Origin of the sequence: Gelidibacter salicanalis (assembly GCF_016469035.1) — a bacterium.
GTDB classification, from domain to species: Bacteria; Bacteroidota; Bacteroidia; order Flavobacteriales; family Flavobacteriaceae; genus Gelidibacter; species Gelidibacter salicanalis_A.
In genome coordinates this window covers 81,994-105,511 of sequence record NZ_JAEHJZ010000025.1, presented here as the reverse complement: position 1 = coordinate 105,511, position 23,518 = coordinate 81,994, and the positions used below count along the sequence as shown (strand labels likewise).

Sequence of the window (23,518 nt, the reverse complement as noted above, 5' to 3'; positions counted from 1 at the left end):
ATTGAGTTTTACTAATTTAAACAAATAAGCATAGATTTTGAAAAGAATTAGTTTAGGATTGGATGTTTTAGTGGCGGATGGCAATCTTCAAAAAACCTTCCGTGGCAACGTGGCCTTATTGGCTCATAATGCATCTGTAGATTCTAGCTTAGTGCATGCGTCTGTAAGATTTAAGGAACTTTTTGGATCAAGATTTGTAAAACTATTCGGACCTCAACACGGATTTAGTACCAGCGCACAGGACAATATGATTGAAACAGATCATGAGATCCATCCTTATTTCAACATTCCAGTCTATTCTTTGTATTCTGAAACGCGCGTACCTACGGATAGCATGTTGGAGGCTGTGAACCATCTGTTTGTCGATTTACAGGATATAGGGAGCAGAATGTACACCTACATCTATACCCTGACCTTACTTTTGGAAAAATGTAGTGATAAACCAATCGAGATTATTGTTTTAGATAGACCCAATCCTTTAAATGGTGTTACCATTGAGGGCAATATTTTAGACTTGAATTTTGAGTCATTTATAGGAAGGCATCCCATTCCCGTAAGGCATGCGATGACTATTGGAGAAGTAGCATTGATGCACCAGAAATTTTGGGCTAAAGAGAAAGCCAACTTAAAAGTCATAAACATGCGAAATTGGGATCGCGAAATGTATTATGAAGATACACAATTGCGTTGGCTATTGCCATCACCCAATTTGGGTAGGGTAGAAAGTGCTTTAACATTTCCTGCAATCGTCCTTTTTGAAGGCACGAATTTAAGTGAAGGTAGAGGGACTACGCAGGCCTTGGAGATTATGGGGCATCCTAAAATTGAACCATTTTCATTTTATAAGGATCAATTGACGCAAAAAATCAAGCAGTCCAAATTAGAAGGCTTTACATTAAGACCGATCACTTTTCTGCCCACATTCCATAAGCAAAAAGATGAAGTTTGTGGCGGATTTCAATTACATACAACGGACAGAACGCTTTACCAACCGTGGCGCGTGGGTCAATTTTTGTTACGAGAAGTCTACCATTATTTAGGTGATGATTTTGAATGGTTATCACCCCCTTACGAATATAATTACACCCAACAACCCATTGATATTATTAACGGAACAGATACATTAAGACATTGGGTAACCCAAAATGGATCCCTTGAAGAATTGGATTCATTTGAGGATTTAAAGGACTATACATTACAACTCGAAGACATTAAGATATATTAAAGTATTTTTGGAGATTCAAAATAAAAAATAACCATAGCAACCCATTAAAATAAAAACTAACCACACAAATGAGCGCGACTTTAATTTTAATAATCATAGCCTGCTATTTTGGAGTATTGATGCTGATCTCCCACATCGTTTCTAAAAATACCAGTGAGGACTCTTATTATACCGGAGACAGGAAATCGCCGTGGCAAATTGTAGCCTTCGGGATGATTGGTGCCGTTTTATCAGGGGTCACCTTTGTATCCATTCCGGGAATGGTGGGGAACAACTATTTTTATTATTTACAGTTCGTTTTTGGAAATGTTGTAGGCTATGTGTTTATTACCTATGTATTGGTTCCCATTTATTATGATTTGAAGTTGGTATCCATCTACACTTATTTAGAAACACGTTTTGGGATGAAGACCTACAAAACGGGGTCTATGTTTTTTCTTATTTCACAGTCTTTTGGCGCGGCCCTGCGTTTAATGCTTGCCGCAAAAATCTTACAATATGCCGTTTTTGACGCCTTTAACATCCCGTTTTTTGTGACGGTCATCCTTATTCTCGTTCTCATCTGGCTATATACTAACAAATCAGGGATTAAGACCATTGTGTGGACAGACACGTTACAAACCTTTTTCTTGTTATTAGCGGTTGGAATCTCTATTTATGTTGTTAAAACATCGCTTAATTTAAGTGTTTCGGAAACCATTACTTCAGTGACCAACCACGAGTATTTTAAAGTGTTTGATTGGGATTTTAAATCGGGGAACAACTTTTACAAGCAGTTCATTTCAGGGGTTCTCATTGCCGTCGCTATGGTGGGATTGGATCAGAATATGATGCAAAAAACCTTAACCTGCAAAACCAAAAAGGAAGCCCAGAAAAATATTTTGACCTTTAGTATCTTTTTAGCGGTAACCCAATTTCTATTTTTAGGTTTAGGCGTCATGCTCTATTTATATGCGGAGAAATTCGGGATTCAATTAGACATGGAGAACGGCAATTTTATCAATACTGATAATTTATTCCCAATGTTGTCTTTAAATCATTTTGGCATGATTGCCGGAATCAGTTTTATTCTGGGAATAACGGCCGCGTCATTTTCCAGCGCCGATTCTGCCTTAACCGCATTGACTACATCATTTACACATGATTTTTTAAATATTAAAACGAAGACTTCCAAGAAAAAGATTCAGCTAAAAAATTGGACGTTATTTGGATTCTCAGCGTTTATTTTCATCATCATCATGGTGTTTTCAGAAAGTAAAGGCGATGTTATTTCAACCATATTTAAAGTAGCAGGTTATACCTACGGGCCCTTGTTGGGCTTATATCTATTGGGTATTTTTACAAAAGTAAAGGTTTATGACGCTGCAGTGCCGTATATATGTATTGCAATGCCGTTGGTAACCTACTTTTTAAATTACTTTTTTATAAACTGGTATAACTTTGATTTCGGGTTCATGAATATTTTTGTCAATGCCTTGTTAACAATTGTGTGCTTGATACTTGTGAAGAAAAAGCCACTCAAATCTTAATATAATAGCAAATATAATACAAATCCTATGGAACGTAAATTAACCACAGAGCAAGCGTCGGATTATAATGATCTAGAAAAAATGGACACCTTTGAGTTGCTCTCAAATATGAATACCGAAGATAAAACGGTACCTGAAGCCATTGAAAAAGTCCTTCCACAAATTGAAAACTTAGTAGATGCCATATATTCTAAAATGAAGGATGGCGGACGCTTATTTTATATTGGTGCAGGCACTAGTGGCCGTTTGGGCGTGTTGGATGCTTCAGAATGTCCACCTACCTATGGCGTGCCAGATACGATGGTAGTTGGTATTATAGCGGGAGGCGATGGTGCTCTTAGAAAGGCAGTTGAAAATGCTGAGGATGATACTGAATTAGCATGGGAAGATCTAAAAAAACACAACATCACCTCAAAGGATGCACTTGTGGGGATTGCAGCGTCTGGTACAACACCGTATGTGATTGGTGGTGTAAGAGTAGCAAGAGCTCAAGGTATCATTACAGGATGTATTACCTGTAATGCCGATTCGCCGTTGTCTCAAGAAGTAGACTTTCCTATTGAATTGGTGGTAGGTCCGGAGTTTGTCACCGGAAGTACCAGAATGAAAGCAGGAACTGCCCAGAAACTCGCCTTAAATATGATTTCCACAACCGTGATGATCAAATTGGGAAGGGTTAGAGGCAATAAAATGGTCGACATGCAATTGTCAAACAAAAAGTTGGTGACCAGAGGTGTTCAAATGATTATGAATGAAACCCACGTTGATGAAGCCACTGCAAAACTACTTTTAAACGAGCATAAAAGCATCCGAAAAGCAATTGACACCTATAATTTACATAAAAAATGAAAAAAATTTTACCGATAGTCAGTATCGCCATGCTCATGTTGGCGTCTTGCGCTAAAACGCCAACTAAGCGTTCTATAGAGGTCGATCATAGAGGGCATTGGGTGGACAGTGTGTATAATCAAATGTCGCTTCAGGAAAAGGTAGGACAGTTGTTTATGGTCAGCGCCTATTCCAACCGCATTGATGCCCATACAGATTCTATTCAAAAACTCATAAATGAGTATCAAATTGGGGGACTGATATTTTTTCAGGGCGGACCAGTACGCCAGGCAAATCAAACCAATACCTATCAAGCTTTATCAAAGGTGCCGATGTTTATTGGTGTTGATGGCGAATGGGGTTTGAATATGCGTTTGGACAGTACGGCAAGATATCCGTATAACATGACCCTCGGAGCAATTACCAACAACAAAATCCTCGAAAAAATAGGCCATCAAATTGGGAAGGATTGTAACCGCATGGGCATTCATATCAACTTTGCACCTGTAGTAGATATCAATACAAATTCTAGAAATCCGGTGATTGGTGTCCGCTCTTACGGAGAAGAAAAGTATAACGTCGCCCAAAAAGCTTGGGCCTTTACCAAAGGCATGGAAAGTACGGGCGTGATTGGTTCTGCCAAACATTTTCCAGGTCATGGCGATACAGATACTGATTCTCACAAAACATTACCAACCGTTGCTTTTACCGAACAAAGAATCGATTCGGTAGAATTGTATCCTTATAAAGAATTGTTCAAGAAAGGTATTGGCGGCGTCATGGTAGCGCATTTAAATGTACCGAATTTGGAACCTCAAGCGGGCTTACCGTCGTCTTTATCCTATAAAATTGTCACGGAACTCCTGAAAGAAAAATTAGGCTACGACGGACTCATTTTTACCGATGCTTTAAATATGAAAGGTGCCGCAGATTATGGTCAACCTGGCGATATTGATTTGGCGGCATTTAAAGCAGGAAATGACGTTCTTTTATTTTCTGAAGACGCACCAAAAGCCATTGCAAAAATAGTCGAAGCTTACGATGCCAAGGAGGTTTCAGAGGAGCGTTTGGCTTATTCTGTAAAGAAAATCCTTGCCGCAAAATTTGACTCCGGATTGAACAACTATAAGCCTATAGAAACAAAGCATCTCATCAAAGACTTGAATGGCGAAGTTAACGCAAATCTGTACGAAGAGGCTATCAGAAATGCCATCACTGTCATTAAAAACGAGGATCAACTTATGCCGTTGAAAAAAAATGGAGACGAAAAAATTGCCTTTGTAAAATTAGGAGAAGGCCCTTCTGAGGCGTTTCTAAAGGAATTGAAATCCAGAGCTGAAGTGACGGAAATTACTAACACTTCTACTAACACTCTTTTGGAAGATCTTAAAGCGTACGATAAGGTAATCATTGGGTATCATCGTAAAAATAGTCGTTTAACCTATGCTGTTTCTGCAGCCGATAAAAAGGTGATAGAATCCATCGCAAAAGAGCATCAAACACTACTTACTGTTTTTGCCAGTCAGTACAGTTTAAAGGAAACAAATCTTGACAACCTTGAAGGTATTGTGATTTCTTACGAAAATTCAGTAATAGCCAATAACGTTTCGGCAGAAATCATTTTTGGCGAGACTGAAGCAAAAGGGACCTTGCCAGCTTCAATTTCACCAACCTATCCGGTGCATTCAGGAATTGTAAATCCTTAATGATTTGAAAAAAAATAATGGCTATTTAGCCTCTCGATTCAGTATTAACAAATTCAAAAAATAGAACTTATGAAATATCTTTTATTATGTTTTATGACGCTTTTAGCTTGTAATTCTACGCCTAAAAAAAATCAAGCTAAAGATGACGGTGTGGTGCCTAATGTTGAAAGCCCAGCAATCATAACAGGCGCTAACCAAACAGAAAACTACCTCAAATTATTAGAAGGGAAAAAGGTTGGTGTTGTAGCCAATCAAACCAGTGTTATTTTTAAAGATGCGAGTGAAGAAACGCATACGCACATTGTGGATTCCTTAATCGCTATGAATGTTAACGTGACCACCGTGTTTGCGCCAGAACATGGCTTCCGTGGCACAGCTGATGCTGGTGAATATATTGAAGATGGTGTGGATGAAAAAACCGGACTTCCTGTATTTTCATTGTATGGAAAAAACAGAAAACCACCGGCTGAGTTTTTAGAGAATATTGATGTGATGTTGTTTGATGTACAGGATGTTGGGGTGCGTTTTTACACCTATATTTCTACCTTACACTATGTGATGGAAATTGCGGCTGAACTCAATATTCCAGTCATTGTTCTTGACCGACCGAATCCTAACGGACATTATATTGATGGTCCTATTTTGGAAAGCGATGTGAAGAGTTTCGTGGGCATGCATCCGGTGCCAATTGTATATGGGATGACTATTGGCGAATACGGAAAGATGATCAATGGCGAAAAATGGTTGGACAATGGCATTCAATGCGATCTTACTGTGGTGCCACTTCAGAATTACACCTATGCTTCTGAATACGACTTACCTATTTTACCATCACCAAACCTTCCCAACGCAAAGTCGATTAATCTATATCCTAGCGTGTGCTTTTTTGAAGGTACAACGGTCAGCTGTGGACGTGGTACGGAAATGCAATTTCAAATTTTTGGAGCACCTTATTTACCAAAAGACCAATTCGATTTCAGCTTTACCCCACAACCAAATTTTGGAGCGAAAACACCAAAACATGAAGGCAAAGTCTGCTACGGAAAAGATTTAAGAACCGTAGAACCGCTTAACGAAATCCGTTTAGATTGGTTAATTGAAGCCTATACTGCAACTTCAGATAAGAAAACATTTTTTAATGACTTTTTTAAGAAATTAGCCGGCACTACCAAATTAAAGGCCCAAATAGAACAAGGCATGTCTATAGAAGATATTAAAGCAACTTGGCAGCCTGGATTGGAATCTTTTAAAGAAACTAGAGCAAAGTACTTGTTGTATAACTAATCGAACTGAAGAGCGTAGTTTCAGTACTTTAGCTTATAATTCAATTAATGGTGTCGGAATATGTATCTTTTCAACAATGGATGCCACTGCTAACAAGATATGATCTTAGACGTCGTAGCATCCCTTTTTTTAAAAAAAATTGATTGTCCAGAAAATATCATAACACTATAAATTTTCACGTTATAGTAATTTTTAGATTTAGTCATCAAAAACAAATATTCGTTTTTATTCGGCGTGAATCTGCGCAATCTGCGGTATAACTTCCGCATTCGCATGTTTTTATTTCCCGCTGATTTCGCACATGTTCGCAGATTTTTCACTGATATGACAAAATACGGACGTACAGTAAAAAAAATAAAATAAACAGATGAAAAAAATATTCCTCTTTCTTAGTCTGATCCTATTTTCTACACTTGCTAGCGCACTGGCGTTGCAAACTGAAGAAAACGCGGTAATCCGAATCAATCAATTGGGATACACACCAAACGCCATAAAAGTTGCTGTTTTCGGTGCGCTGGAGTCCGAAACAATTAATGCGTTCACTTTACACGATGCACAAACAGATAAAGTCGTGTTTAGCTCAAAAACACCAGAAGCTAAAGGTGCTTACGGTCCTTTTAAATCGTCGTACCGCTTAAATTTTAGTACCTTCAATACGCTAGGCACATACTATCTTTCTGCCAATGGGGTGAAATCGCCCGAATTTCGGATCAATGCTGATGTGTATGACCATACCGCCGATTTTCTTTTAGAATATATGCGTCAACAACGTTGTGGCTACAATCCCTTTTTAACCGCCTCCTGTCATTTGGATGATGGTTATATCCTTTACAATCCTGACAGAATAGGAGAGCGCATGGATGCGACTGGTGGATGGCATGATGCTTCAGATTATTTACAATATACCGCCACTTCGGCCAATGCTGTGTTTCAATTGCTTTTTGCCTATCGCGATAATCCAGAAGCCTTTGGTGATGCTTATGATGTAGCTGGGTTACCGGGTCCGAATGGTATCCCTGATGTGATTGATGAGGCCAAATTTGGAATGGATTGGCTGAAAAGAATGAATCCATCTACAACAGAATATTATAACCAAATTGCTGATGATCGTGATCACGCAGGATACCGTTTGCCAAATAAGGACACGGTGGTTTACGACCCTAATCACAAAGGACGTCCCGTGTATTTGGCAAGTGGTGAACAACAAGGCGTGTTAAAATATAAAAATAGATCTACAGGGGCGGCTTCTACTGCAGGAAAATTTGCGTCAGCGTTTGCGATTGGCGCGGAAGTGTTAAGCAATTTTTATCCTGAATATTCTAAAGATTTATATCAGCGTGCCGAAGATGCCTTTTCTTATGGCGAAGTGCATCCCGGCGTGAGCCAAACTGCACCAGGAGGTTCGCCTTATTTTTATGAAGAAGACAATTGGGTGGATGATATGGAGTTGGCGGCAAGCAGTCTATATAAACTTACCGGCAATGAGGCCTATAAAAAGAGCGCCTTAAAATATGCGGCTGAAGAAAAAATCACCCCTTGGATTGGTCGAGACACCATCCTCCATTATCAATATTATCCGTTTTTAAATGCCGGACATCATGAATTGGCTACCGCGCTCGCTTCCGAAGAAAAAACGGAAGTCGTTTCCTATTATCAAGAAGGCTTACAAATGTTACACGAACGCGGTAAGGATAATCCGTTTTATATAGGAATTCCATTTGTGTGGTGTTCCAATAACTTCTTAACCGCTGCCGTCACCCAAAGTAAATTGTATTATAATCTGACGGGGGATGCAACGTTTTTAGAAATGGAAGCCGCGCTGCGCGATTGGCTGTTTGGCTGTAATATTTGGGGAACCTCAATGATTGTAGGACTTCCAAATTTTGGAGATACACCGGTTGATCCGCATTCTTCCCTAACGCTTTTGGAAGGTTATCCAACAAATGGTGGGCTCATTGACGGTCCAGTTTATGCTTCTATCGCCAACAGTTTGATAGGGGTGGAGCTTCATAATGCGGATGAGTACGCAAGGTTTCAATCGGATTTGGTGGTGTATCAAGACGATGTGGGGAGTTATGCCACCAACGAGCCTACTATGGACGGGACAGCGTCTTTGGTGTACTACCTTGCAGCTCTTGAAAATGAGAGTAGGGCAAAAGGACATCAGAAAAAGAGCTCTACTTATGATGATACTGGCGCCATTGTTAGAGGCAGCACATATCATAAAAGAATCAGCTTACTATTCTCTGCGGATGAATATGCTGATGGGGCAGAGGATATCTTGCGTATTCTTGAAAGGCATGGTATTAAAGGATCGTTCTTTTTAACGGGGAATTTTTATAGAAATAAAGACTTCACCCCATTTGTGGAACAAGCAAAAAAAGCCGGCCATTATCTTGGTGCACATTCTGACCAACATTTACTTTATAACGAGTGGACAGAAGACAAAAAACGTTTAGTCACTCAGGAAGAATTTCAAAACGATCTCAAAGCCAATTATTCCGAAATGGAAAAATTAGGCATTCAAAAAGAGCAAGCCCCCTATTTTTTACCACCTTATGAATGGAACGACAATATTATCACCCAATGGACTGATCAAATGGGTATTACAATGATCAATTACAGTAAAGGCACGTTGTCCCATGCAGATTATACCACACCTGACATGAAGAATTATAGAAGTACAGAAGACATCAGGGATTCTGTTTTGACCTTTGAAGAAACGTATGGCATGAATGGTTTTATGTTACTCTCACATTTGGGCACACATCCTGATCGGACCGATAAGTTTTATAAAACGTTGGATAATCTTATTACAATTTTGAAAGAGCGTGGCTATACGTTTGAGACTTTAGAGCGTACCCTCAATTTGAAGGATTAAAATCAGATCTCTATCGTTTAAACTGAACTTGTAAAAACCTTGACGTGCTGCAGAAATTAAAATCTGTCTACAGCAATGTCAGGGTTTGTTTTGATAAGCGTATGAAATATAAATTATCTCCCTATCTTTGCCCTCTTCCTAATAATCTACAAGTAAGGCGTTATACTAGCGCTAACGGTTATAGCAAGTAACCAAAAACATGGTGATGTCACCCTAATTATGAGTCAAAGAATATATTCCAATACTGAAATCCAAGAAAAAATTTCAAGTGCACTTAAAAAATTATCAGACGCTGATTTAGACAAGTTTTGCCGGAAATCACATTCCAAAGTGGTTTTTGATATCAAAAATCCGCTGCTTTTAAAAGTACCAACGCATTTTACAGAAGCAGAGAAAGTGGATGCCGTAAAAGATGAAAAAGGTGTGGAGCGATGGACTTGGGATCATGAGATTGAAAGAAACGGGTTTTTATATGCCATCAATACGCAATGGTATGCGAGAAATGATGAGTATGTGCAACGTTGGTTGAACGACGTGGCATAGTCTGAAATATCTCTATTGTTATATTTTGATGGTAATCCATACTATAAAAGCGACCCAATAGGAGTCGCTTTTATTTTTTTATCATTCTTACTACGTAAAATACACTATTGAAAATCTCAACTTAATAGCATTTAAATTAGTGAAACTCAATTTTTAAAAGTTGCGAAGCAATGAATTAAAAATTGTTAGTTGAACTAATCCCGCTTTTTAGCGGGATCTTTGGGTTTTATTCCCCGACGCTCTGCGTCGAAATAAAAAAGGAACTTCTACTTGATACCTCGTACCCTTGGGTCGAGGTTGTTCATTTCAAAAAATTCTTTATTTTAGTCGATTCTCGGGATGACCATAAATGGAATTCTTGAATGAAACCCTAATTTTTTAATAACCGGTTCTTTGATTAAATTTTCAATAAAGCTGTGCTCATAATTGATCATGGTGAGGATATTGATATCATTATCCTTAATAAAATCGGTTATAGCATGTGCTTTCGTATTATAATCTGGCATCCAATTAAAATTAAACTCAAAGTCTTTTAAAGACGTTTTTAAACTTTCTAAATTAGAATTCTGGATGTCTGATAACGTATCCTTTTTATTAATATGAAGAATGTCTATTGTAGATTCATGCAACTCAGCTAACTGTTTTACTCGCATAATTTCTTCACCAAAAAATCGAGTAAAAGCCGTAGGAAACAATATCTTTTTAGGAGTTTCAAAGGTACATTTCTTAGGGACAAGTAATAATGGAGCGCGTCTCACTTTATTGATGACCGTTACCGCATTACTCCCTAGAAAAATCTTTTTGGCTCCTGTAGCACCTTTAGTACCCATTACAACCAAATCAATATTATGCTCCTTATTGGCGAATTCTATGGAGTCCATAAGAGAACCATAACTAAAAATAGTTTCAAACTCATGGTCGCTACTAGTGCTTTCCAATTTTGCTTTCTCCTTCACTGCTTCAAGTTGTTCTTTGGCGTTTTCAATTAAGGGCTCTATATAACTTTGCGAAATATGTGTTCTTGATCCTGAGTTCAAAAACGTCCAAGCATGCGAAAAATAAAACGTACATGGTTTGTTGGCATACAATTTTAGGGCGTAAAGCGCGGCACTCCATGCGTTGTCTGAAAAATCTGTTGGTACTAGAATCTGATGTCTCATGCTTTTTATGGTTATTTCTATGAAATAAAATTAAGTTTTTAATAGATGTAAAATTACAGTTTTATATGTAATAGCAAAATGACATAGATCAGCTTAAATTTGTCTCCCTTTAATAGTGGTTAGCTCATTGAAAACAAGAGGTTTATATGCTATTTTTTTAGCTTCGTATAACTTCTTTAAGGTTTTAAAAAAAAATATATTTTCAGCATTAAATTTAATTAGTGAAACTCAATTTTTAAAAGTTGCGAAGCAATGAATTAAAAATTGTTAGTTGAACTAATCCCGCTTTTTAGCGGGATCCTTGGGTTTTATTCCCCGACGCTCTGCGTCGAAATAAAAAAGGAACTTCTACTTGATACCTCGTATCCTTGGGTCGAGGTTGTTCATTTGCCCTTGATCCGCGTCCATAAATCAGACATCAGCTTTTTGGCATCCCGTGGTCTCTTTTCCTGCTCTACAAATTGCACCTTGCCTTGGCTGTCTTGCTTTATTTCGTATTGAAACACAAAATCTTGAGAGCCTTCCTCCATACTCAACACTCCAAATCGTAGATCATTATACAATAATTTACCATCCTTTTCTGTAATAATATACCATCCTTTGGAAATGTTAATCATCTGTTGCACTTTTTCATCATTCGCAAGATCGCCCAAAAGTTCATGATTCTTTTCATAGGTTTCAAATTTGATGGACTCTGTATCAAAGAATGAATAATAACCCAATAAATAGGCGGTATCAGTTTCAACATTGGCACTCCACAAAATCGTATTGAGCGGGGCAGGTCTGGTGTCTATTTGTTTGTAAGCAATCTGCTGGTCTTTCAAAGCCGCTTCAAATTTGATAAACGCCATCCATTTCAAGAAGAAGGTCAAAAGCAAATACGCGCTACTTAAAATGAGCCCAGTCTTATTATACAGTCGTCTTTTTTTGGAAGTTCGCTGCTGGAACATGGCCATAATTAAAAATACTAAAAATGGCACCGTGTAAAGTGGGTCGATGACAAAAATGGTTTTAAAGGCAAGCCGTTCATGTAATGGCCAAAACAGTTGTGTACCCCAAGTGGTGTGCGCATCTAGTATGGGATGGGTTACAAATGCCCAGAAAAACAACCACGCCCAGCCCTTAAAGTCTTTATAACGTTCATAGCGTGATACCAGCCATCCAAAAATAGGAGCGAACAGTGCGGAAAACACGATTGAATGGGTAAAACCTCTATGTATTTGCAAGGCCGTTACCGTATCCGTGAAATAAGATGAAAAAATATCCAAATCAGGAATCGTGCCTGCAATAGCACCGTAGAGCATCGCCTTGTTCCCAACTTTTTTCCCTAAAACGACCTCTCCAACAGCGGCCCCTAAAATGATTTGTGTAAGTGAATCCATAATGGCTGCAAAAGTAAGTGAAATAATATAGTTTTCCTTCTCAAAGGAGCCCCTGATTGGAGCATTTATAAGGAGATACTGATGATTCTTAACTTTAGGCAGAATTCTAAATCCAAAGGAATGTATCCTTCATAAATTACATTTCAATGAGATAGTAATTATTAAACAATAATTGATATTTTTACCCGTGATAATACAGACCTCATTAAGGATTGAATTCATTTTTGAGAATCCCTATTTAAGTGATTATTTAAAGACCCCATTATGCAAAAACACATTGTTTACATTTTTATATTATTTACAAGTTTTGCCATTGCGCAATCAAAAGTAACCAAATACACTTATGCCATTAAAGGTTTAGATACCCTAAAAATGGATGTGTATACACCCAAAAACATGAAAAAAAATGATTCCCTTCCGGTAATGCTATGGATGCACGGTGGCGGGTTTTCTGGTGGAGGGAGGGATTATCCCAGTGAGGTTAAATTTGGTGAGTTGGCCGCTGAAAAGGGTTATATAGGAGTACTAATTTCTTACCGATTAACCCGTAAGGGGCAGCCTACCGGGTTTGGCTGCGATTGTCCAAAAGCTGATAAATTGGCGACTTTTAAAAGTGCGGCCATCGATTTTCTGGATGCCGCAAAATTTATCGTTGAGAATAAGGGCTTATTGGGGGCAGATGTCAATAGGATAATCGCTGGCGGTAGTAGTGCGGGAGCAGAAGGCATGTTGAACGCGGTGTATATGCGGGAATATTTTGTAGACGATTTAAAAAAATATGATCGCGTCAAATTTGCCGGAGTGCTATCTTTAGCTGGCGCTATGGTCAATGCAGATTATGTAACTAAAGAAAACGCCTTGCCGTCCGCTTTTTTTCATGGTACGGCTGATACTTTAGTGCCATTTGCTAGTGCAGCACATCATATGTGCAAACCTGAAAAAAAGGGGTATATCATGTTAGATGGTTCTGCAACCATTGTGGATAGATTGTTGGAATTGCAAATGCCTTATTATTTTTATAAGGTTATTGGTGGCAAGCACGAATTGTCTTCTATTCCTTTTGATCAATTAAAAGATGTCTTTAGCTTTTTTGATCAAACGGTGTTAAAGAAAGAAATTATCCAAACGGTAAGAATAAATTTTAAAAAATAGAGCACTATAGATTTGAAATCCATAGTTTTAAAGAAAAGAATGAAATTCTTTTCTGAGAATAGTTTGTCATTCCGAATGAGGTATGAAGAGGAATCTCAATATTATAAGATTTCTCGTCACTCGTTCCTCGCTCTGTCGAAATGACAACATCCTCTTAAAAGTTTATATAACTAAAGTAACTGCAATGAATCCTGATAGCTATCTGGAGCAGGGTTTTAACCTTTAACTAGATAATAAATCACATTATTTTCTAAATGATTTTTGTCCAAATAAAACCTCTAGGTTAGTTTTCTACTAACACGTTTTTTACCATCAAATAATAGTCGCTGGTGTAGGATATTCATTGTGATTACATGATGTTATTTCAACTATAAATGATATTTTTATAGCAATGAAAATAAGAATGTCTTTAACACTTACTTCTAAAATCTGGGCTGCACTGCTCGGGTGTTTGCTTTTTCAAAACATCGCAGAGGCGCAATATGCACCTTATTTTCAAAATTATGATCTGTCGCAATACAATGCAGGAAACCAAAATTGGGGTATTTCTAAGGCAAGTGATGGTCGTTTGTATGTAGCGAATAACAAGGGTTTGTTGGAGTATGATAGTTTTAGGTGGACCTTGAGTACGCTTCCCAATAAGACCACAATACGCTCCGTTCTAGCAATTGACACTAAAATTTATACAGGCTCCTATGAAGAGTTTGGATTTTGGGAACGCAGTAAATTTGGACAACTAAAATATACCTCACTAAGTGAAAACTTGAATCCAAAAGAATTTTTAAGTGAAGAGTTCTGGCAGATTATAAAAATTGAAGACGCCATTATCTTTAGGTCGTTTTTGAACATTTATATCTATAAGGATGGTGAAATTAAGAAAGCAACGCCTCCTTCAACGGTGCTTTCTTGTGATGTTATAGATGGAACCTTATATATTTCAACCTTAAAGAATGGTATTTTTACTTTTGATGATGGAGAACTAATTCCGTTTATTGATCATAAGGATTTAGTTGAAGCTAAAATAATCTCTATTACCAAAAAGAAGGAACAGCTATTCATTACCACTTCCTTACAAGGCATATTTATATATGAAAACGGCGTTCTTAGCCCGTTTAAAGCTGAAATATGCACTATTATAAAAGAACAACAACTCAATGCGTTTTCTGAAATGGGAAATGGAAATATGATCTTTGGAACTATAAAGAACGGTATATATATTACCAATTCAAAAGGGAAATTACTTTTCCATATTCATAAAGAAAATGGACTTATTAACAATACGGTGCTGTCTCAATATGTGGATGATGACAACCAGCTTTGGTTAGGTCTTGATAATGGATTGGCATCGGCAGATTTGAGCAGTCCATATCTATTTTATAATGATGTTTCAGGAAATTTGGGCGCCGTTTATGATGTCATCCAATATAAAAACACCGTTTATATAGGCAGCAATACTGGTCTTTATTACCTAGATGCTGATAATATACTGCAATTTATCGACGGCTCCCAAGGGCAGGTTTGGGATTTGAAAGAAATTGAAGGCGATCTTTTTTGTGGGCATAATAACGGAACTTACCTTGTAAAAGACAAACAACTAGAGCTTATTTCCTCACACACAGGTGGCTGGGTCATTAAAAAGGTGATCGGAACACCAAGGACCTACATTCAAGGCACTTATGCTGGATTGGTCAGATTTAAAAAAGAATCTACGGGGTGGACGGTAAAGCATTTAGGACAAACTACTATTCCCAGCCGGTTTTTGGTATTTGAAGATGCCTATACTGCTTGGGTAGCGCATGCCTATAAAGGCTTCTACAAAGTTAAGTTCAACAGTTCATATGATTCCATTTTGGAGATCAAAAATTATGAAAAGAAAGGACTCTGGTCGCCGTATAATGTCCGTGTATATGAACTTAAGAATGATATCTGTATCAAAACTAATGAGGGCTGGCAAAAATATGAGCCACTGTTGGATACGATTGTTTCGTATCCGTTATTGAATAAAAGTTTTGGAAAGAATTCCTACATCATTTCTGAAAATGATATCAGCACTTTAGCGGTCAAAAATAAAAATACAATCAATTTTAAAACCTTTCCAGATGATGGTTTTAAAGCGTCGCTCGGCGACAAGTATTTTAAGCAGCGCCTTATAGTAGGCTATGAAAATATTTCACAACTGTCAGACTCCATATATGCATTGAGTTTGAATAATGGATTTATGTTATTTGATAAAACATTAAATTCACAGTCAAGTGCATTGCATGAGCCCTATTTTGAAAGTATACTCATCAACAAGCAACGGATCGCCATAGATTCCGTCACAACCGTTGAACTAAAAAATAATTTTCAAACGTTTAGCATTTCATTGACCTCGCCAAAATCTAAAGATCATTATTTTGAATATGCTGTGAGGTCAACGGATTCCATGCATTGGTACAAAATAGAAAATGATAGGTTGGAAGTTTCAAATATAAATTACGGCGATCATGAGTTTCTTTTCAGAACATCAAACCACCTGGGAAAAGCATCAACTTCTCGTAGGTTGATGGTCAAGGTACTGCCTCCTTGGTACAGATCTACACCAGGTTACGTACTCTTTGGAGTTTTATTGGTGTTAACGTCAGTCGTGTTTTATATCCTGCACCGTAAAAAAATTGATAAAGAGCAACGCCTCTTGCATTTGAGGTTTGAAGAGGAGCAAAAGGAAGTCCTTAAAGAAAAATCCATTGAAAATGAGAGACGCATTGTTGAGCTCAAAAATGAATCTTTAAAAAATGAAGTCAAATTAAAAAGTAAGCAACTTGCCAATACTGCCATGTCTTTGGTCAAAAAGAATGAAATACTTTTAGAACTTAAAAAGGAACTATTAGTGCATAAAAATTCTTTTGAAAATTATTACTCTTATAAAAATCTTATTAAAAAAATAGACACATCCATAAGCCATAAAGATGAATGGAAAGTGTTTGAGTACAATTTCAACCAAGTCCATGAAGAATTCTTTCATCAATTAAAACACAAACATCCCGAATTGAACGCTAAGGATTTACGAATTTGTGCCTACATCAAAATGAACTTATCTACCAAAGAGATTGCACCATTATTAAATATCTCCATCAGGGGTGTAGAGACTCAGAGATATCGATTAAAGGGTAAATTGGCGCTTGATTCAGACAAAAATTTAACAGATTATTTGTTAAATTTTAAATAACAGCACTTCAAAACATACATTTCCATAATTTTTTCTACGTCAATTCTACGTCAAATGCGTTTTACTTAAACGTTTTCGGTCATTTGTTTGTAACTTAATCCTACGTCATTAGTGAAATTTAAGAATTATTTAACGTTGACGTAATTAAAATGTAAACCATTTATTCGTCACGTTTCAAATTCATTATACATTCGATTAACTAACGCAATAAAATTTAATTATATGAAAGCAAGACTAGTTTTATTCTTATTTTTTCTTTTCAGTTATGCTGTTTCACAAGCGCAGGAATCGACTGTCACAGGAACGGTAACGAATGCAGAAGACAATATGCCAGTTCCGGGCGTGAATGTTCTTATTAAAGGGACCACTAGAGGAACTAGCACTGATTTTGATGGGAAGTATTCTATTACAGCTAAATCTGATGAGATTCTTGAATTCTCATATGTAGGATTCAAAAAACAATCATTTACTGTGGGCAGTCAAACTGTGGTTAATGTCACGTTACAAAACGATATTGAATCGCTGAGTGAGATTGTGGTGATTGGGTATGGTACTCAAAAACGTTCTGAAGTTACTGGTGCTATTTCCAGTATAAAGTCGGAAGAACTTTTAAAGCAACCGGCTTTAAATGCCACGCAATCCATCCAAGGTAAATTATCTGGAGTAAATATTGTTAATTCCGATGCTCCAGGTGCAGTACCTAAAGTTGTGATCAGAGGAGTTGGTACAGCATCTGCAGGGGAGCAGGTGCTTTATATAGTAGATGGTATTCAGGTAACAGGAATTACAAATATCAACCCAGCTGATATTGAAACCATGGATGTTCTTAAAGATGCTTCATCTACAGCAATTTATGGGATGGATGCTGCCAATGGAGTTGTAATCATCACAACTAAAAAAGGTAAAAAAGGCCAAACCAAAATTGAACTTAGTTCTTTTTATGGTGCAAAAACGATATTGAACCAAGTTAGAATGGCCGATGCCAATCAATATGTTACTTATTTTAATGAAAATCAAACTGCAATAGGTGGGGATAATTCTTACCAATTAGCTCCGGCCTCACAACAACCCGCAAATACTGACTGGTATGATGCGCTTATTGATGTTGGTTTTTCTAACAGCAATAATGTTGCGTTGTCAGGTGCTGGTGATATGTCTAGCTATTATTTTAGTTTCAACAACTATAATGAAGATGGAATCCTTAAAGATCAAGATTTAAGCAGAAACACTTTACGTTTAAATAATACGTTCAATTTTTTTGATAATAAATTAAAAATTACTTCATCTATAAGTGGCGCTTTTACGAAATCGACACCAAAGCCATTTGGTGCATTTAACGAAGCTTACCGTCAAGCGCCAATTGTACCTGTTTTTTATCCAGATGGTCATTTTGGAACAAATGACGTGAATAGAACAACTGGAGTTCAAGGCTTTTTAGCTGGCCTTGGTGAAACTATCGGTGGGTTAAATTCAGTAGGAAATCCGGTTGCTAATGTGTTTTTCTCGAATAATAAAAATAAAGCGACTGATCTACAAGGCATAATTGAGGCAGAATTAAAAATCACAGATTTCTTAAAGTTTACGTCAAGAGTGGGTATGACTAAAGCCTATGGTAGAGAAAGGGTCTTCAACGACATAAGGGGAAGATATGTAGTGGCAGGAGATCCTGTATCAGATACAGATCAACAATTTCAAAATTTGCAAGATGCGAATCCCAATAATACACAATATGCAAATAATAGTTTGAGATACACAATGACTGAAAATTTTAGTTATAATTGGGATAACTTCTTGAGTTTTGATAAGACCTTCAATGAAAAACATACCATTGGTGCCTTAGCAGGTATCACAAAAGGGAAAAGGGATGATTTTTATTTTGCAGAAACCACTGCGTATGGTGTTCCTTCTCAAGAGCAATATTGGAGCATAGAGTTTGCGAACGGTAATTACGACAATGTGTCCACGCAAAGATTTTCAACGTATACTACTCAATTGTCCTACTTCGGTCGTTTGCAATACAACTACGATGGTAAATATTTAGCACAGGTGAATATACGTCGAGATGGTGTGAGTACCTTTAAGGACAATGCTGAATATTTTGGTAATTTTCCTTCATTCAGTTTAGGATGGGTACTGACAGAGGAAAATTTCCTGAAAGATGTTAACGGTCTAGACTTTCTTAAGCTACGTGGCGGTTGGGGTGAAGTTGGCAACTCAAGAGTGCCATTCAACCAATTCCGCTTTAACACCAATAGTGGTAGCAATAACGTGAATTATGTTTTTGGAGTTAATCAAGATTTTGTACTTGGGGCATCATTGGGAGCGCAAGTATTTCCAATATCATGGGAGGTTACTGAAGAGACAAATATAGGTCTGGAATTTAGAATGCTGGACTCAAGATTGGCAGGTTCTGTTGATCTATATGATAGAAGAACTAACGATGCAATTTTGCAAGTGCGACCTGTTTTAAATTCACCTAATGATGCTAACTTTTTTGATTCTGGAGCGGACATTACTAACAAAGGTGTTGAAGTAGAACTGAACTGGCGTGATGATATTAATGATAATCTTTCTTATAATATTGGTGTTGTCTATTCATACAACAAAAATAATGTTGAGAATGTAAAACCTGCTTATGATGGTCAAATTGGTGGTAGCTTGAATAACGGTCAAATTACTAAACGATTGCAAGACGGTCAGCCATTGTATGCCTGGTGGATGTATGAAGCCGAAGGAGTTTGGCAAAACCAAGCTGAAATTGATAATAATCCAAGAGTTGGAAGTCCTAAACCAGGTCATTTAAGATATAAAGATCAAAATGACGATGGCGTGATTGATGATAGGGATAAAAAGTTTTTTGGTTCTTATTTACCAACATATAATCTTGGATTGACTTTAGGACTTAACTACAAGAACATTGATTTCAGTGTGGATGCCTTTGGTGCTGGTGGAAATAAAATTTACAATGGATTAAAAGGTACACGTATTGACGGCGGTGAAAATATTACAGCAGATGTATTTAATGAACGTTGGACTGGAGAAGGTTCGACCAATGTCAATCCAGGTGCTAATAGAGATGCTATTGCATCAAGCTACTATCTTGAAGATGGTGATTATTTGAGAATTAACAATATGACGTTAGGGTATACCCTGAAAAATGTGATTCCAGACATTTCAAGAATTCGCTTATATCTTACGGTTCAAAACCCCTTTTTATTTACTAACTACTCAGGTTTTACTCCAGAGTTAGTAGGTAATGAAGATGGAGCGCCTGAAGAACGAGCTGGAATTGAGCTAAGTGCATATCCTAATACAAAAACATTCTTGTTTGGAGTTAATATAGAATTATAAAAATAAATAATTATGAAAATTAATATAAAAAAAATTAGTCTTTTACTGGCGACACTTATAGTGATTGTTGGGTGTGATGAAGATTATTTAGAAGTTGATTCTAGAGATGATATTGAGTTTGAAGATAGTGGGGAGGTAGTAACACCTGAAGAAATGGTCACTGGTGTTTACGGGCGTTTTACCGGCTTTAGCTATGCCTTTTCCTATTTGGGAGTTTCGGAGATCATTTCTGATAATTCAGATAAGGGCAGTTCTCCAGGAGATACGGGAGGAGATAAAAATTTGTTAGACGACTTAACCCATACAACTTCATCCTCTTCTATTAGAGCCATGTGGGAAGAGTGGTATAAAAGTATTGGTCGTGCAACCATTGCTATAGATTATACCCAGAATTATGAAAACTATGATGCCAATCTAAAATCGCGATTAATTGGAGAAGCAAAGTTTTTAAGAGCCTTACATTATTTCTGGTTGGTGCGTAGTTTTGGTGACGTGCCAATTCAAGAAGTTGATCTTGTGGAAAGAGCTCCAGAAAGTGAAGTTTATGCCTATATAATCAATGATTTACAAGATGCTATTAGCGCATTGCCAGTTAAAAGTTCTTACGCCCCTAAAGATGTTGGTAGAGCAACTAAAGGTTCGGCTCAAGGTTTATTGGCCAAGGTCTATTTATATCAAGAAAATTGGCAAGCCGCTTATGATGCAGCTAATGAGGTCATTGCATCAAATCAATATGATCTACATCCTAACTACGCTGAGATATGGAGAGCTTCGACAGAAAATGGTATGGAGTCACTTTTTGAAATTCAAGGTAGAGGGGAGACCATAAATCATGGCATCCAGCAATATTCACAAACCCAAGGCGCCAGAGGCTCAACTGGTTGGGGATGGGGCTTCAATACGCCAAGTGAAAATCTCTTAAATGCATTTGACGCCGCAGGAGATGACGTAAGAAGAGACGCCACTATTATTTTTAGAGGAGAAACTCTTTGGGATGGTCGTGTGGTTGGTGAAACTGAAAACCCAATGTATAATGAAAAGGCGTATTCAAGTTTAAATGTAGGTGATGGTGATGGTGATAAAAATATCCGGGTATTGCGCTATGCTGAAATTCTTTTGATCCAAGCTGAAGCCGCAACTCATATCAATCAAGATGCCGCGACACCACTGAATTTAGTAAGGGAGCGTGTAGGTTTAGCACCTATCGCTGCACCCACAGTTCAACAAATTTGGAATGAAAGACGCTTGGAGTTGGCAATGGAACATGACCGTTGGTTTGATCTTAACAGAACAGGCCAAGCTGCTGCGGCAATGGCAGCTGATGGAAAAACGTTTGTCAATGGGAAGCACGAATTGTTTCCAATTCCCAATGATCAACTAATACAAACACCAGAAATGGTTCAAAACCCGGGATGGTAAAATTTGAGTTAATCTATTTTTATTTTGGCCGCATTTTGGTAACAGAATGCGGCTAAAATTTAATATTGAGACCCTTGTGCCGCTCTCTTTTATTAACAACGTACTAAAATATGATGGTCAAACATCCCTTTTGTGAGCAGGTTAACCCCATATTTTTTGCGGAGTTTCAATTAAAATACTTCGTTCCGGAAACCCAATAACTATCAGATCGGGAGCCCGAGAATTTACATAATAATTTTTTACATAAAATTTTCATGAATAAAACATCTACCAAAATTGTAGTTTTTTGGATGTTATTTGTAGTGTTTTTTTCTAGTTGCAATTCAACAAAAACAAAGCAGATTACGGTGCCTTCTGAAAGTTATTCAGGGCTGATAATTGTTGATGACCCCTTGTTGGACACCATCCAAAAACAAACTTTCAACTACTTCTGGGAGGGTGCTGAACCCAACTCCGGGTTGGCAAGAGAACGTCTCCATATGGATGATGTTTACCCTACCAGTCCTAAAAACACGGTTACCACCGGTGGTTCTGGTTTTGGTTTTATGGCGCTTCTGGTAGGGATCAAAAGAGGTTATATTACTAGGGAAGATGCCGTTGGCCGATTTGTGAAAATGGTAGATTTTCTCGAAAAAGCCGATCGCTTTCACGGCGCGTGGCCACATTGGCTTAATGGAGAAACTGGCAAAGTAGTGCCTTTCAGCAAAAAAGATACAGGTGGTGATTTGGTGGAGACTGCATTTTTAATCCAAGGCATGTTGACCGTTAAAGAGTATTTCAAAAATGGCAACGCCAAAGAAAAACAACTTGCCGCTAAAATCGATCAGCTATGGCGAGGGGTAGAATGGGACTGGTACACTAAAGGAGAAAACGTCCTGTATTGGCATTGGTCTCCCACCGATAATTGGGACATGAATTTCCCTGTTGGAGGCTATAATGAATGCTTGGTGATGTATGTGCTAGCAGCAGCCTCACCTACATATCCTATTTCTAAAGAGGTCTATGATCAAGGCTGGGCGCTCAACGGTAATATTGTATCTAAAGATTCTTTATATGACATCCCCTTAGTGCTGAATTATTACGAAAATGATGACACTGATGTGGGCCCTTTATTTTGGGCGCATTATTCGTATTTAGGGTTAAACCCAAAAGGATTAAAAGATCAATATGCAGATTATTGGGAATTGGTGCAAAATCAATCCAAAATACACCATGCCTATGCTGTTGATAATCCGAAGAACTTTAAAGGTTATGGCGATAGTTTATGGGGTATGACCTCCAGTTACTCCATAAAGGGATATACCAGTCACAGGCCAGGAAATGATGTAGGGGTCATTTCACCAACGGCCGCCTTAGCTTCCTTTCCTTATACACCTAAGGAGAGCATGAAAATGCTTCATTATTTATATAAAAAACAAGATTCCTTGATTGGGAAATATGGACCTTATGATGCGTTTAGTTTAGATAAAAAATGGTATGTTCAGCGGTATTTGGCAATAGATCAAGGCCCTATTCCCATAATGATTGAAAATTATAGATCAGGAATGTTATGGGATTTGTTCATGCAAAACAACGATGTACAACACGGTTTGGATAAACTGGGGTTCGAGTATCAGAAATAAAGAATTTTTTGAAACCAACTATCCTCGAGGCAGAGCCATAGAGGTGTTTCGCTGGTTTCATTTTGACCTGAAAAAGGTCAAAAACCAAAATTCTGTATTTAGATTCCCGTTTTCACGGGAATGACTCCCGATAATTATCGGGATCAACGGAAACCCCGAGGCAGAGCCTCGAGGAATTCTTTACGATTAAATGACACTAATGACTGAAAAAATTTCAGACACTCAAAA

14 protein-coding genes are annotated in these 23,518 nt (G+C 37.6%); 12 read left to right on the top strand and 2 right to left on the bottom strand.

Annotated features, from left to right (window positions below):
- Positions 1-37 precede the first annotated feature (37 nt).
- From JEM65_RS10840 to JEM65_RS10810, 7 genes are all read left to right on the top strand, one after another.
- Positions 38-1,225, top strand: coding sequence for a DUF1343 domain-containing protein (locus JEM65_RS10840; protein WP_199599289.1), 1,188 nt, complete (start codon positions 38-40; stop codon positions 1,223-1,225).
- Positions 1,226-1,293: 68 nt separating this feature from the next.
- Complete coding sequence (locus JEM65_RS10835) at positions 1,294-2,754, top strand: sodium:solute symporter (RefSeq protein ID WP_199599288.1); 1,461 nt, start codon at positions 1,294-1,296, stop codon at positions 2,752-2,754.
- Between the two features lie 27 nt (positions 2,755-2,781).
- Positions 2,782-3,603: an N-acetylmuramic acid 6-phosphate etherase gene (gene murQ / locus JEM65_RS10830; protein ID WP_199599286.1), complete on the top strand. Its 822-nt coding sequence runs from the start codon at positions 2,782-2,784 to the stop codon at positions 3,601-3,603.
- Entirely contained in the window at positions 3,600-5,288 is a 1,689-nt protein-coding gene (locus tag JEM65_RS10825; RefSeq protein WP_199599284.1) for a glycoside hydrolase family 3 protein, read from the top strand. Before murQ ends, JEM65_RS10825 begins: the two co-directional genes overlap by 4 nt.
- Before the next feature lie 69 nt (positions 5,289-5,357).
- The gene (locus tag JEM65_RS10820; protein ID WP_233530617.1) at positions 5,358-6,572 is read left to right on the top strand and encodes an exo-beta-N-acetylmuramidase NamZ family protein; all 1,215 of its coding nucleotides are present in this window, start codon (positions 5,358-5,360) and stop codon (positions 6,570-6,572) included.
- 367 nt (positions 6,573-6,939) lie between these two features.
- On the top strand, positions 6,940-9,453 hold the full coding sequence (locus JEM65_RS10815) for a glycoside hydrolase family 9 protein (protein WP_199599282.1): 2,514 nt from the start codon (positions 6,940-6,942) through the stop codon (positions 9,451-9,453).
- A gap of 219 nt (positions 9,454-9,672) precedes the next feature.
- Entirely contained in the window at positions 9,673-9,996 is a 324-nt protein-coding gene (locus JEM65_RS10810) for a hypothetical protein (RefSeq protein ID WP_199599281.1), read from the top strand.
- Between the two features lie 323 nt (positions 9,997-10,319).
- Here the strand turns inward: JEM65_RS10810 and JEM65_RS10805 are convergent, their stop codons facing one another.
- On the bottom strand, positions 10,320-11,156 hold the full coding sequence (locus tag JEM65_RS10805; protein ID WP_199599280.1) for a universal stress protein: 837 nt from the start codon (positions 11,154-11,156) through the stop codon (positions 10,320-10,322).
- 383 nt (positions 11,157-11,539) lie between these two features.
- Positions 11,540-12,538: a metal-dependent hydrolase gene (locus JEM65_RS10800; RefSeq protein WP_199599279.1), complete on the bottom strand. Its 999-nt coding sequence runs from the start codon at positions 12,536-12,538 to the stop codon at positions 11,540-11,542.
- Positions 12,539-12,802: 264 nt separating this feature from the next.
- On the opposite strand from JEM65_RS10800, the gene JEM65_RS10795 reads away from it, so the two are divergent.
- From JEM65_RS10795 to JEM65_RS10775, 5 genes are all read left to right on the top strand, one after another.
- A complete protein-coding gene (locus tag JEM65_RS10795) occupies positions 12,803-13,690 on the top strand; it encodes an alpha/beta hydrolase (protein WP_199599277.1) in 888 nt (295 codons plus the stop codon).
- Between the two features lie 391 nt (positions 13,691-14,081).
- The gene (locus JEM65_RS10790) at positions 14,082-16,898 is read left to right on the top strand and encodes a helix-turn-helix and ligand-binding sensor domain-containing protein (protein WP_233530616.1); all 2,817 of its coding nucleotides are present in this window, start codon (positions 14,082-14,084) and stop codon (positions 16,896-16,898) included.
- 222 nt (positions 16,899-17,120) lie between these two features.
- Positions 17,121-20,249 carry a SusC/RagA family TonB-linked outer membrane protein gene (locus JEM65_RS10785; protein ID WP_199599275.1) on the top strand — a complete coding sequence of 1,043 codons (3,129 nt, stop codon included), beginning with the start codon at positions 17,121-17,123 and terminating at the stop codon, positions 20,247-20,249.
- Between the two features lie 12 nt (positions 20,250-20,261).
- Positions 20,262-21,668 carry a RagB/SusD family nutrient uptake outer membrane protein gene (locus JEM65_RS10780; RefSeq protein ID WP_199599273.1) on the top strand — a complete coding sequence of 469 codons (1,407 nt, stop codon included), beginning with the start codon at positions 20,262-20,264 and terminating at the stop codon, positions 21,666-21,668.
- Between the two features lie 254 nt (positions 21,669-21,922).
- The gene (locus tag JEM65_RS10775) at positions 21,923-23,290 is read left to right on the top strand and encodes a glucoamylase family protein (RefSeq protein ID WP_199599271.1); all 1,368 of its coding nucleotides are present in this window, start codon (positions 21,923-21,925) and stop codon (positions 23,288-23,290) included.
- Positions 23,291-23,518 lie beyond the last annotated feature (228 nt).